Source organism: Candidatus Nitrosocosmicus franklandus, from assembly GCF_900696045.1.
In the GTDB taxonomy this organism is placed as follows: domain Archaea; phylum Thermoproteota; class Nitrososphaeria; order Nitrososphaerales; family Nitrososphaeraceae; genus Nitrosocosmicus; species Nitrosocosmicus franklandus_A.
The window spans coordinates 166,136-179,587 of sequence record NZ_LR216287.1 but is presented as its reverse complement, the minus strand read 5'-3'; the positions used below and the strand labels follow the sequence as shown (position 1 = coordinate 179,587).

Below are 13,452 nucleotides of genomic sequence, written 5' to 3'. Positions count from 1 at the left end.
TGAATTGTTATGCCGTTCAAAATTTCACAATGCGGCTTTATCTTAGAAGGGATCGAGTTTAAGCAAGTATCTCATTTAGAATAATATTTTTAATAACTTTGGCCGTATCACCATTTCCTAAAATTTTACTATGGTTCTTCTTAGATGGATTCCATCCTTTAACGTGATCTATAATTTTTTCAGCATTAGTATCGGTTAACACATTCCAACCCGTTTCCACTGTTTCCACCCATTCAGTATTTCGCCTGATTGTTATGCAAGGGACGGACAACAGATAAGCTTCCTTTTGTAAACCACCAGAATCAGTTATGATTTTACTTGCATTTTGGACTAAACTAATAAAATCGATGTAACCTGTAGGAGGAATGATTAATACATTTTTACAATTCTCTAATTGGTGATACAAATTCTTCTGCTCTAATGTTTTTTTTGTGCGAGGATGCAGAGGGAATACAATTCTGATATCTGAGAGTGATTTAAAGGCTTTTATTATCGAGAGGAAACTTTCATCAAATACAGTGTTCTCAGCTCTATGCATCGTAAAAACGATATACTTCTTATGATCCAGATTCAAATCTCTTGTTATGTGAGATTTTGTAGCTAATTCTTTTGCTATTGAAATTAACTCAACCGATAAATCCCCTGTCTCATATATCTTTCCGAGTATTCTCTCATTATGTAAATTACGAGTGGCCGTATTTGTAGGGGCAAACAAAAAATCGCTTAAATTGTCTGTCAAAATTCTGTTGATTTCTTCTGGCATGCGTCTATCAAAGCTTCTCAAACCGGCTTCAACATGTGCCACTTTGATCTTGGAATTTACTGCAGCAAAGGCCCCAGCAAAGGTTGAATTAGTATCGCCATAAACTAATGCAAGATCATAGTCATTTTTAATCAAAATTCTTTCAATTTTCTGTATCATTTCTCCAACTTGATATCCAGGGGAACCTGATCCTATATCTAAATTGTAATCAGGTTCTGGCAAGTCAAATTCTTTAAAAAAAATATCTGATAGTCTATAATCATAATGCTGTCCTGTATGAATGATTTCATGTGATAGTTCATCTTTAAGAATATCGTGTATTGGTTTCAATTTTACGAAATTTGGTCTTGCACCAACAATAGAAACAATCTTTGAATGTCGTCCCAATTACGTGTCTCAAATAACCAAATTCAATAAAGTTCTATTTATTATTACCATAATTAACCCCTCGACCAGATAAAAATATTGATTATGTCTGCCATCTGTTAAGGGTCTAATTACAAATGGATTTCATTAAATAGATGCAAAAAAGGTAATATGAAGTATACTACGAAAATAACAATTACATTACTAATTGAAGCATTTTTGACAAGGATGCTAATAGATGAAAAATTCCATTAGAATAAGAATTAATGCTTACGGCATGATGACAACGGTGAGCTAGATGTCATTAAGATACCGTGACATAAATATAGAATGCTAGACTTAATAGTCTCTTTCATATCAAGGGTTATAGCATAAACCAATATCAAATAGTTAGTCAACGGCAGTTTAAAGGAGAAACCAACAAGCAGGTAATACTAGCATTTCAAAATGATTCTCAGGAAATTGAATGAAGAATCAATACTACTCTATATGTCTCTATGACATACATGTTATCACAAATGTTTATCAGATATCATAATCAAATGTACCATGTTCTCGCATTTGAACATTTTTTGAATTAATAGTTTAATTACAATTCTTAATCAATATTAAAATATTAAATATTTATTTGAATCTAGTCAATCAAAACATTCCAAGAATCTGGAAAAGTTAATATCGATTTTCATTCTATTTGTAAAGTCTACATATGTTACTATTTTAATTATTTCAAAATACAATATCTTTTTATTCATGAGTTTGCATAATGAAAATATGATCAAGGAGTTCTCTTTGTTATTGATTTTAGGTATTTTAATCGTCACATCTAGTACCAGCATGTCTAATCCAATAGATGCACAACTTAACTCATCTGACACAAATATTGGTAATAATGGTGTTATGTCAATAGGTTCCTCATCGGGTTTTAGTAATACGAATACCACGGGTATGGGGATTGACGACATAGATAGTTGGGATGTTGTTTCTGGTAATTGGATAAACAGAGCTTTCACTATACAAGGGGGGTTACCAGAAAATAGTGGACTTAACAGGATCATATTATATCCAGAATCTGGCGATAACTTTGTTAAAATTTCGACCTCGTTTAAAGTAAATAATCTGAATTCTTCAACATATAACTATGCTTCTATTGTTTATTCTTATTTGAATCCAGATAACTTTAAACTTGTAGGTATTAATATCCATGATAATGCGGTTTATGCTATTGGTTTTACTATGAGGAACGGTATTGAAAGTGCAGAGCCATTTTGGCCTGGAGTCCCAACCAATCTGACATGGTCTCCTGGTACAACATACAACTTAACTATGGTAAAACAAGGATCATCATTGGATCTTTTGGTAAATGATACAAAATACCTTACGCAGAATAACAGCGACAATCAAACCAATTTTGGAGATGTTGGTGTGAGTTATGGTAGAATCAATAATATAACCTTTTTTGATTTTGAAACTGAAATTACTGATCAGTCAGTAAATTCTAATAATTCACAGAGAAATACAAATCCAGGACCATTCACCACAAGTGATAGTCAGGCCATACTTCTAGAAGGTAATAGTTTGCCAGAAAATGAATATTTACACTTATACGATACGACTCCATATCGGATAGAGAGCGGACATGTTGCAGCAAAATTACCCTGCGGCGAAGACAACATGCCTGAAGCAATATTGTTAGCTGGGCAAGCCCCTACATTAGCTCCGATCGACCTAGAATTTGTCAATGAACTTTCTATACCAGATGAAATGTGCTTGTATCACGCCGATATCAATTCTTCTAATATTGATCCAATCACCGATATAGCAATTGCAAATAATTCTACTGATGAAATCGATTTTCCAGAGACTAGCGGCATTGTGATTAGCATTAGTGAGATATCCATGATAGAACCAATTTGGATGGATGCAAGTCAAACAACATTAGACAATTAGGTAATGAACACATAATCCAAATTTGTTCATTTACCATCAAAATTTTGACCGAAAAAGTCAGATATTAACTATTAACTATATTTCTTTTGCCGTGTAGAATAGACAAACACTATTGTAAAACTTAAGTTCAGGATGAACAAATTATGCACAATCATTTGATATCAAAGGTTTTTCTATCAAAAACCGTATAGACTTCTTGTATGGTAATGAGAATCCTATAAATCCATTTTGAATAAACAATTGGTCATTTTATCGTTTCCTTACTTGTTTGGAAATCCTCATAAATGTCATACTAATCAAATTAGATATCTTCGGGGGTAGAATTTTCGTTATGTCATCTATATCTTCCTTATCGATTATCTTTAATCTTATGAATAAGATATAAGTTAAGACTAACGTTGTCATTATTGATAAGATATAGTGCACACCCGAAAACTTAAACAGAATCAGCAATATGACGGGGATAAGTATGATTAATGAAGTTTTTTTCCAAAATACTTTTAAACCGATCTTCTTCCCTATGACTAGAGATACTACACAACCTATGACCGATCCGAGTAGATAGATAAACGCTGCCCCAATTCCGCCTAAAAGTGGTACAAAGACAAAATATAACAAAATTCTAGGAATATTCGTGAAGAGTCCTATTGACAAAACCTGACGATTATTCCCATATGCATAAGTCAATACTGATGTACCTGACATAATTGTAGTAGGCAATATCGATAAAAGTAAAATTTGCAAATAAGAACTTCCTTCCGAATAAATATTATTGAATAACCCTAATATTTCTCCAGAATAGAATATGGCTGAAATGGACAAAGGTAATGTCAATAACATAGATATCTTCATAAATCTCCACACAGCACTTTTACGACCGTCATCCATTGAACTAACCGCAGGATATGCAATTGTAGATAAAACTGAGTTTATTAGTATGATGGCAGTTGCTATTGAATAAGATATAAAATAAATTCCTGCTTGCGTAGCACCCACTGACAATAATACTAAGACTGTTCCTAATTGAGAACCTATTATGTTACAAACTCCGGGAATCCAAAATGATGTGCCTGAAACAAAAATATCACGTAATGATTTGAATCGTTCGATTTTAATATCTGCATGAGCAACGTCGTCAACTCGCTTCAAGATTTTTCTCTTAATGGTCATTGCCAAGATTACAGTTGAAACTAATGGGGCAAGTAGATACCCTGTCAGAATACCATAAACTTCAATTCCGGATAAAACAAGTATTAGAGTAATGGATAATTTAATTACTGTGCCTATAATCGATGACGTTGCTATGATCCTTGTATTCATTGTCGTGACCATAATAGCATTTAGCAGGGATGCGGCCGACAAGAATCCCATAGTTAGAAATAGAATAATCGATAAGCCTAAATCTAAGCTAAATGAATAAAATATCCAGTCCTTAATGAAAAATATGAGTACGCATGATCCCGTAATTCCAAGGGATAAAATGAATAGGGATGAATTAATGTTTCCTCTAACATTGTCTATTTTTCTTTCGTTAATGCTCCTCACTAAATATCTTTGAATTCCTCCAGGCATACCTACCAATGAAACAATAGAAAATATTGTAACGAACGAGATTATTGATGATGATATACCTATCACATCAGGGGTAGTGATTTTCGATAAAATCAACCAAAAAAGGAACCCGGATACTATAGAATTCATCGCATCTGCGTATAGATATAAAACCCCCGTTCCGACAGTTTTTCTATTTATTATGCTAAAATTTTTGTGTACCCTGAATTAAAACCTTTAGTATTTTATGATTGATGAATTCGTGATAATGTGACAATCAATCAATTAAATATCTAATTTCAGTTGTGATTATATAGAGAGAGGAACATCTCCTAAATCCAACACTAAATCAAGGCTCTCCCTCTTCTTATCTACCCTCTTTGCCAAAGCAATATTATCTTGAATGGAAAATATAACAAGCTGAAGGAGTAAAATAAAGGCTATTTCTAGGTAACTTTATAATTGCTTCGGAATTGCAGTCAGACAACTAATGGATCATGTTAAATTAATTTAGCGGAGTGACACTAGATCGTAATTGAGTAAGCTAAATTACTAAACATAGCAAAATTCCTTCCGAAATGGTTGATCAACATGTATTTATGAAAGGTAACCTACTGAATAAAGGTGATATGGGTGCAGTTTTTATGAATCAGTTTAGTATCATTGTCTCGATATTTTAAAATTGTAAAATATTTTTCATATTCCTCAATTGAGAATAACTTTGAAAATAAAAATTATGGCGAAAGTAGTACAAAGATGTAAGATAGTCTAAGTTAAATCAGAGGACAAGTAATTGATTAAAATTTACATTAGGTAAATCTAACTTCCGCTCTATTCTTTTCAAAAATAGACGTAGAATTCATCAATCCTACTATACAGTTATATAACTTTCATTTATGCGACTTATTCATGAAATAAAGAATAACTCTTAATATGGCATACAAACTATCATCGGTACGAAATGAGAATCCTAATAACAGGAGGTGCTGGGTTCCTCGGTAGTCACCTATCAGAAAAATACGTAAACGAAGGACACAAGATATTTGTAGTAGACAATCTTTTAAATGGAAATTTAAACAATATTCGAACACTCTTACATAGGAAAAATTTTAAATTCATCCATGATGACGTTCGTAATCCCGAATTATATAGAAAATTGCCTACCGATTTGGATGCAATAATTCACTTGGCAGCGCAAATTCATGTTGATAAGTCAATTGTTAATCCTGAGGAAACATTTGATATCAATGTGGGAGGGACAATGAAGATATTGGAATTTGCTAGAATGCATGATATTGGCAAGATCTTATTTGCATCAACTAGTGAGATTTATGGTTCAGCTAAATACGTACCTATGAACGAGGAACACCCTCTCGCAGCTGAACACCCCTATGGAGTGAGTAAGATTGCTGCAGATAGGCTTTGTTATACTTATAACGAGACATACAATTTAGGAGTAGATATAGTTAGATGCTTTAATTTTTTTGGACCTAGGCAAAAAGATTCTGGCTATGGCGGAGTTATCGCGATTTTTATAAATAGAGTATTACAAAATAAACCGCCTATCATATACGGTGATGGTAAACAGACTCGAGATTATATGTATATAGCAGATGTGTTAGAAGCATATGATAAAACTTTAAAGTCACCGAATAATCCGGGAAAATATGGTATTAATTTTGGGAGTGGTATTGAGTTTTCTGTGAATGAGATAGCAGAACTAGTTTTAAAATATGCTGGATCAGATAGCCGCTTAAAACCCATTCATGTCGATCCCAGACCTACAGAAGTTCAAAGACTATTTGCCGATATATCTAAAGCGAAGAATACATTAAATTTTCAACCCTCAGTTAAATTTGAAAGAGGTATTGAATTACTGGTAAACTGGTACAAAAACTACAAATCAGAGCTATGGCTGTACTAAAAATATCCTGCAAGGTTAAATAATATGAAGGCGAAAAATCCAAGTGAAAAACTAAAAATACTAATTAATTATCCATTTAAGGATTATTTTTATGCAAGTAAAATTTGTAAAATAAGAATTTAAATCGGTATGCATTTTAAACCAAGTTAATTATCGGTGTCCTTAGTGTTATATGAACATGTCCCTTCAGGATATTTCTGTATATCGGATATGTTATTTTCTCATTACTCTTCAATTTTAGTTAAATTTTGTCAAGATTAAGAAATTATACTGTATAGATATGTTTGATGTAGTTTTTAATTAACGTGTTTTGTTCCAAAACTTCGTTGCTGATTGATCATAGAAACAAAATTTTAAAATTGTAAATTTGTTTAAACGATTAGTTAATATGGTAAAACTTTTTATATTTTGTATTTGGAGTAGTTATAATAGATGTCACATAATGGCCATATTGATTCTGTTTCGAGTATCGATTCAAGACAACAAGCTTCTGAAAATGTTATTGCAATTATTCCTGCTTTTAATGAGGAAAATAATATTACCAATATTGTAAATTCTGTTAAGAAATTTGTAAATGCCGTCATAGTTGTAGATGATGGTTCAGCAGACGAAACATATCAAAGGGCTTTATCTACAGGGGCCAAGATAATTAGGAATCTGCAAAACAGAGGCAAAGGATTTGCATTAAAGAGGGGATTTCAAGAGTGTGTTAGATATAATCCAGATATAGTAATAACAATTGATGCAGATGGGCAACATAACCCAGAAGACATACCTCATTTAATAAAACCTATCAAAGATGGTATAGCTGATGTAGTAATTGGCTCTCGATATAATACAACTTCTCTAAGAGAAATTCCTCTAATCCGAGGTGTAGGGCTTTCTATGATTGGGATGCTTAATCAATCCTTGACAAGGATTAAAGTCAAAGACACACAGAGTGGATTTAGAGCATATAATAAAACAATTCTTAATATAATTTCTGACTACGAGTCGGTAGGATATGGAGCAGAAATGGAGCAACTTGCACAAGCTGAACAAAATGGATTAAATATAATGGAGGTTCCTGTTACTATTAGATATAAGGGTCTGGAAAAAACCTCAAAACAGAATCCGGTTACCCATGGAGCTCATATAGTATCGACAATTTTAAAAATCATAATTGAAAAAAGACCATTGCTTTTTTTTGGCCTTGGGGGGATAGCTTTGATTCTGCTTTCGGTCATACCCTTAGTCAATCTGATGATGATATTTAATGAGACCCGCTACTTTAGTATACCTTTAGCACTGTTGGGACTAGGGTTCAATTTTATTGGTATGTTACTAATATTAGCTTCCTTTATTTTTTACGCCCTTAAGAAAATACGGACACGAATAAATTATATGAAGTAATAAACGACAAAGTTTTAACCTTTTTGACGCGAAATTGTTGGGTTATGGCCTCAAATGGCTTCATAGTGATCAAGAATTTATGTTTCTCTTGTTACTAAACATGATAATTTTATTAATTAATGCTATACATTCTGTATTTAGAATTCGAGTCGATCCAAGTTTTATTCCAAAAATCCATATAAGTATAGTACATGGGAACTGAGAAAATATCAATTCAAATCAATTGTGAATGTTACCGAAGTTAGGATGAATAACTTATATATGATTTATTCGCTATAACAGGAGTCATGAAAATAGGGAATCATAGCAGAGCAGTAGGATTCTTGTCAAGAAAAAATAAGGTTGAAACTTCGTTCATTTTAATTTGTTCAGTTTTTGCTTTTCTGTTTTCTCTTATTTTCGTTTTCTTCCCAGTTTCAATATATGCACAATCGGTTGATGACCCAAACTTGGTTGTTGAACCTTATACTGAAGGTTTAGTTAATGCAACAAGTATGGCTTTTCTTGATTCTGAAAATATGCTGGTATTGGAGCGAGGAGGGACAGTGCGTTTAGTATCTAATGGACAACTTGTAGAACAACCAATACTTAAAGTGCCGGTTAATAGTACTCACGTTGAGAGGGGATTACTAGGCATTGCAGTCCTTGATAATACAAAGGGTAATAAATCGGAAATTTCTACTTTCGACCAAGGACAAGAAAATAATAATCTTAGCGTTTTATTATATTTCACAGAACCGGTTATTAGTGGAATATCATATTCAGAAACCGGCACACAGTTGAACGATACTCTAAGAAATAGAGTTTATAAATATGATTGGAATAATTTCACCAAGACCCTTGAAAACCCGACCCTTATAGTTGACCTTCAAGCGCTACCGGGTCCAAATCATAACGCAGGGAAATTGATGATAGGACCAGATAATCTCCTGTATGGTATGATTGGAGATTTATTAACCCATAAAGGACAACTTCAAAATTTTAAAGACGGTCCACCACCTGATGATACTAGTATAATCTATAGAGTAAATGCAAGTGATGGATCAATCCCGACTACCGGCAACCCATTTTCCACAGATCCGTCTAACCCGCTAAGTAAGTATTATGCATATGGAATAAGAAATTCCTTCGGAATTACTTATGATCCAATCACCGGGAATGTGTGGACCTCAGAGAATGGGGAAGCTAAATATGATGAGATAAACCTAGTAAAGCCGGGGTTTAATGGAGGCTGGAAATCTGTAACTGGCCCTATATCGAATTCGACCAATACTGAAGATGATCTTTTTAGAATTGAAGGCTCGTACTATTCTGACCCTATCCTCTCATGGTTTCGTCCGATTGGAATAACAGACTTAGAATTCTTGAATTCTTCTACACTAGGTGAGAGGTATTCTAATAATTTATTTGCAGGAGACTACAATAAAGGGAATCTTTATTACTTTGAGTTAACCCCCAACAGAACTGCATTAGCACTACCAAACATTCCTGATCGGGTCGTAGACACTGAAGAGGAACAATCTTCAATAGTTTTTGGTGATGGATTCATTCATATTACCGATCTTGAAACAGGGCCTGAAGATGGTTACTTGTATATACTTACATATAATGGGATTATTTACAGAGTTTTACCTGCCTAATCCACACAATTATTGCAACGTTGGTCTCAATCCAATTGTCAGTACAGAGAAAGAACTTTCAAATGTTACCTTGAATTTAAGCTATCTATAAACTCAAATCAGTAATGTATCTAATCATAAAATGGAGGTAGGGGTTAACATCTGACTACAAGACCAATGTCATTTTCGTATTTGATTGTCCAAGACACCGTTGAATACGCTTTCATTAACATATTAATCAAAGAGGAATAGAATGCTTTAGCTGCGAAACAATAATTCAAGGTTTGATTGGTTAAGATGTAAGACTTGTTGATTCTTAAATTCATTCAAAAAAGAATTCTTTATTGGTATATCCGCTATAGTCACGCCTAAATTTATCTATATAGCCTCTGTCAGAGACTATTATATAATATATTAGAAAATCAATAAACCCAACTCGATTTTATTGATAATAAATCATGTTCTTTGCAACGCTGTTTGTATCTATGAATAACCTCAAGTCGTACTTGTATTAGTAGTATTTGATGTTTGTGTGGTTGGAAGAAGATCTTCTCTAGATAATAATTCTACATTGTATAAATCCTTTGGTGAAAATGCATCTCTAAAATAAGGTATTTGAAATGAATCTAACATAACTGATGTTAGTGGAGTAAAATGATCGAACAAGATATCGTCTGCATAATACAAAAAGGTGAAAGTCCTATCTTCGAAAATTTTTGATAAAAGTAATACTTTTTCTTTATCTTTACCATTCACGAAGGTAAATGTTAGACTCTGAATTGTGGATCCATCTTCAGAAGATGATGTAGTAATATCAAGAATAGTAGCATTCAAAAAACTTTCCTTTATGAAACTGATTGTGTTCATAGCTATCTCATCAATTGTTGCATTAAGTGTAGGTGCGTTTTGAACAATCACACCAATAGTTTTTATGGGTGATACAAATGATATACTTTCTGAATTAGATACATTGGATTTTTGCCAAAAAGATGGATAAGAAATATTTATCATGGAATATGGATCATAGTATTCGACAAATTCTGTATCTCGAATAGGATAGTTACTACCTTGTGATTGAGAATTAGCGATTTGAAAAGGCACTGCTGATTGTACAAATACAGATAATATAACTATGACAAATATCAAACTAAAATACATCTTTATTATTTGTAACCACATAGATTTAATTTATAATTCTATTATATTAGTATTCTTCTAAAAGATTGTTTACCAAAATCATACTTTTGAAAAATTATTCTGCTTACAAGTCACATTCTAGAGTCAGAAGATAAAGGAATGCTTTTGGTAATTGTTAGAAATTTATATTTTTTTTCCAAGATTAGGGAAGCAACAGAATAGCCATATAGGCACTTATAAAGACACAAGTCGTTTTTCTCATCGTTTCGAATTATTTTGTAATTCAATACTATCTCAATCAATTGCAAGGTTAAAAAAATAAATGTAGAGTTTTGAAGGTCTTTGGATTAGTATCATAATAGTCGGTATTTCCCAATTTGCTTAAGGTTATGTTATACTTTGCAGTTCCTTTCGCAATCCAGAGAGAAAATCGAACCGTGATGACTTTTTAACGTTGAAAAATACAGATGAAGAATTGTGTGTTGGTGGTATCTAGAATCATGATTACAAACAAATTTCAATATCTGATAACAAGAAAGCATGAATTAGAATGCTGGAATTTAGTCATGGCACATAGATGTGATTCATTTCAAATACCATCTACCATGAGAAGTTACGAACTCTATGTAAATCTAAATGTCGTTGCAAATAATGCAAGAAGGAAACCAGAGATGGTTTATGTTGACTATTTTATATTCATGAAACCAGTACTTATTTTGTCATATAATGCAGTTTTTCTGCAATTCTCAAAAGTGGTATTAAAATTCAGAATAATACTTCTGATTTAAAATGATGGGACATTGATTCAAGTTGAATTACAACTTAAAAATATAGATTTATTTTAGTTAGCAAATATATTCAAAAATGATTTTGCATTATCGGATTGGTTGAAAATTACTGATTTTAAAAAGGATTATCAAAGATTCTATGACACTTTTATTATAAATACTTCAGTCAACAGATTGAGATTTAATTGTTTAAAAAATTTTTATAGTGATTTGGAAGAGGTGAATAATAAAATGAATATTTTGTTTATGTTATACATGCCTAATCCTTACTCAGGAGCGGCTTGGAATAGGATTGGATTCCTTGCTAATTTTTTTAAAAATAAAGGTAATAATGTAACTATATCTGGTACTTTTAATCCTTTCAGTGGAGAAAAATTAGGTCGGTATAAGTTCAATGGAATACAAATTCTCAATTTAACACCATTAATCCTGAAATTGAATATTTTCTCCAGTATATTCAATGTTCTTTCTCTTATTTTTACTGGGTGGTTACCTTTCATCATCACAAAGCCAGATATTGTACTCATATCGGTTCCACCAGGTGAACCTGTTATTATTTCCTATACCTTTGCTAGGCTCTTTAGACCGAAGAAAATCATCTTTGATTATAGGGACCAATGGGAGGATTATGCTATTAACCAATCGCGTTCATCAATATACAAGTTATTATATGGTATGCTCAAATCATTAATTACTAAATATTATAAGAAAAGTGATTACGTAGTGACAGTAACTGAGGCATTATCTGATGACCTTTTATCAAGAGGGATAAAGAAGGTAAAGATTATTCCTAACGGAGCGGATGTCAATATATTTAAGCCACAACAAGATACCAAATTGAAGTGTCAGACTAGAAAAAAATTTGGAATTGATGATAATGATTTTGTTTTGGTATATAGCGGGATGATCGGGTTGTATTACAAGTTAGATGTCGTTATCAAAGCATTAAAATCTCTATTGAATGATATGACAAATATAAAACTCATTGTAATTGGAGATGGATCTAATTTAGAACAATACTTAGATTTAGTAAGAGATCTTGGTTTGAATGAAAATGTATTATATCTTGGTAAAAAGGATAGGAAAGATGAAATTGTTGAAATACTAAATTCTGCAGATATTGGTATAATACCGTACGATTCTAATCCTTTATGGAATAATGCGATACCTTCCAAGAGCCTCGAATATCTAGCATGTGGACTCCCAGTTGTCGCTACTATAGATAGTAATTCAATTCTAGGCAAGTTATTAGAGAAAAATGAGGTTGGGATCTCTTGTGAACCGGAGAACATTGATCAATTAGCTATAATAATAAAGCAAATTTATGATGAAAAATCTTTTCGTGAACGAGCAAGAGAAAAAGCTGTTGCGTTAATCCAAAAAAACTTTGATAGAAATAAACTGGCTGAAGAATATTATAGACTTATTAAATGATCAATAATGTCAAATAAGAGTGATTCCTCATCAAGTCTTAATTTTTTTGGAAACCTGGCAATCGTCTCTATAATTGCTGTTATTTTCTCTTCTTTTACATTATGGCTGATTGATTCATGGATTAAGTATCCTTTTTTTGTCCTTGAAATTTTTGTTATTATCATAATTTATATAGTCTTAAAAAATTACGACAAATTTCCACATGTCACTCTATTAGTTCTAAATTCCTCTGTGAAAGGGTTTGACAGGTACATGATAAATAAATTTGTTCTTTGGACCGGGATTTCTATTATTGGATTTTCTACCGTTTTGTTAGCCTCAGATATTCTAAATTTAGAATCTAATGTGGTCCAACTAATCCTTGCTTTTATTTGTATTTCCTTTCTTTCGGGGTATGGTTTGTTACAAATTTTCGACTTATCTCGATATTTTTCAAGGCTAGAGATCGTTTTACTGTCATTCATTATAAGTTTTGTACTTTCAGGATTGTCATCCTTATTTTTGATATTTGTGACCGAACATATCAGGTTT

At 32.3% G+C, this 13,452-nt stretch carries 10 protein-coding genes; 6 read left to right on the top strand and 4 right to left on the bottom strand.

Translation table 11 applies throughout. The annotated features are described in order from the left end of the window. Positions 1 to 58: 58 nt before the first annotated feature. A complete protein-coding gene (gene wecB / locus NFRAN_RS00790; protein ID WP_134482635.1) occupies positions 59 to 1,150 on the bottom strand; it encodes a non-hydrolyzing UDP-N-acetylglucosamine 2-epimerase in 1,092 nt (363 codons plus the stop codon). A gap of 729 nt (positions 1,151 to 1,879) precedes the next feature. Here wecB and NFRAN_RS00785 point away from each other — a divergent pair. Next, on the top strand, positions 1,880 to 3,076 hold the full coding sequence (locus NFRAN_RS00785) for a hypothetical protein (RefSeq protein ID WP_134482634.1): 1,197 nt from the start codon (positions 1,880 to 1,882) through the stop codon (positions 3,074 to 3,076). A 249-nt stretch (positions 3,077 to 3,325) separates the two neighbouring features. On the opposite strand, the gene NFRAN_RS00780 is transcribed toward NFRAN_RS00785, so the two are convergent. Then, positions 3,326 to 4,777 carry an oligosaccharide flippase family protein gene (locus tag NFRAN_RS00780; RefSeq protein ID WP_134482633.1) on the bottom strand — a complete coding sequence of 484 codons (1,452 nt, stop codon included), beginning with the start codon at positions 4,775 to 4,777 and terminating at the stop codon, positions 3,326 to 3,328. A gap of 811 nt (positions 4,778 to 5,588) precedes the next feature. Between NFRAN_RS00780 and NFRAN_RS00775 the strand changes: the two genes are divergently transcribed. The 3 genes from NFRAN_RS00775 (at position 5,589) to NFRAN_RS00765 (ending at position 9,583) form a co-directional block, all read left to right on the top strand. Then, the gene (locus tag NFRAN_RS00775) at positions 5,589 to 6,551 is read left to right on the top strand and encodes a dTDP-glucose 4,6-dehydratase (RefSeq protein WP_134482632.1); all 963 of its coding nucleotides are present in this window, start codon (positions 5,589 to 5,591) and stop codon (positions 6,549 to 6,551) included. Positions 6,552 to 6,983: 432 nt separating this feature from the next. Further along, on the top strand, positions 6,984 to 7,943 hold the full coding sequence (locus NFRAN_RS00770) for a glycosyltransferase family 2 protein (RefSeq protein WP_134482631.1): 960 nt from the start codon (positions 6,984 to 6,986) through the stop codon (positions 7,941 to 7,943). A gap of 287 nt (positions 7,944 to 8,230) precedes the next feature. Then, entirely contained in the window at positions 8,231 to 9,583 is a 1,353-nt protein-coding gene (locus NFRAN_RS00765) for a PQQ-dependent sugar dehydrogenase (protein ID WP_134482630.1), read from the top strand. A gap of 474 nt (positions 9,584 to 10,057) precedes the next feature. Here the strand turns inward: NFRAN_RS00765 and NFRAN_RS00760 are convergent, their stop codons facing one another. Next, positions 10,058 to 10,663: a hypothetical protein gene (locus NFRAN_RS00760; protein WP_172602012.1), complete on the bottom strand. Its 606-nt coding sequence runs from the start codon at positions 10,661 to 10,663 to the stop codon at positions 10,058 to 10,060. A gap of 521 nt (positions 10,664 to 11,184) precedes the next feature. Between NFRAN_RS00760 and NFRAN_RS00755 the strand changes: the two genes are divergently transcribed. Continuing rightward, on the top strand, positions 11,185 to 11,487 hold the full coding sequence (locus NFRAN_RS00755; protein ID WP_172602011.1) for a hypothetical protein: 303 nt from the start codon (positions 11,185 to 11,187) through the stop codon (positions 11,485 to 11,487). Between the two features lie 231 nt (positions 11,488 to 11,718). After that, on the top strand, positions 11,719 to 12,921 hold the full coding sequence (locus tag NFRAN_RS00750; RefSeq protein ID WP_134482627.1) for a glycosyltransferase family 4 protein: 1,203 nt from the start codon (positions 11,719 to 11,721) through the stop codon (positions 12,919 to 12,921). 185 nt (positions 12,922 to 13,106) lie between these two features. Here the strand turns inward: NFRAN_RS00750 and NFRAN_RS00745 are convergent, their stop codons facing one another. After that, the gene (locus NFRAN_RS00745) at positions 13,107 to 13,385 is read right to left on the bottom strand and encodes a hypothetical protein (RefSeq protein ID WP_134482626.1); all 279 of its coding nucleotides are present in this window, start codon (positions 13,383 to 13,385) and stop codon (positions 13,107 to 13,109) included. Between the last annotated feature and the right edge of the window lie 67 nt (positions 13,386 to 13,452).

Excerpts from the sequence above, each read along its gene's own strand:
- NFRAN_RS00750 (WP_134482627.1), top strand. The coding sequence starts at position 11,719 with ATGAATATTTTGTTTATGTTATACATGCCTAATCCTTACTCAGGAGCG.
- NFRAN_RS00770 (WP_134482631.1), top strand. The coding sequence starts at position 6,984 with ATGTCACATAATGGCCATATTGATTCTGTTTCGAGTATCGATTCAAGA.
- NFRAN_RS00785 (WP_134482634.1), top strand. The coding sequence starts at position 1,880 with ATGAGTTTGCATAATGAAAATATGATCAAGGAGTTCTCTTTGTTATTG.
- NFRAN_RS00765 (WP_134482630.1), top strand. The coding sequence starts at position 8,231 with ATGAAAATAGGGAATCATAGCAGAGCAGTAGGATTCTTGTCAAGAAAA.
- NFRAN_RS00745 (WP_134482626.1), bottom strand. The coding sequence starts at position 13,385 with ATGAATGACAGTAAAACGATCTCTAGCCTTGAAAAATATCGAGATAAG.
- NFRAN_RS00780 (WP_134482633.1), bottom strand. The coding sequence starts at position 4,777 with ATGAATTCTATAGTATCCGGGTTCCTTTTTTGGTTGATTTTATCGAAA.
- NFRAN_RS00775 (WP_134482632.1), top strand. The coding sequence starts at position 5,589 with ATGAGAATCCTAATAACAGGAGGTGCTGGGTTCCTCGGTAGTCACCTA.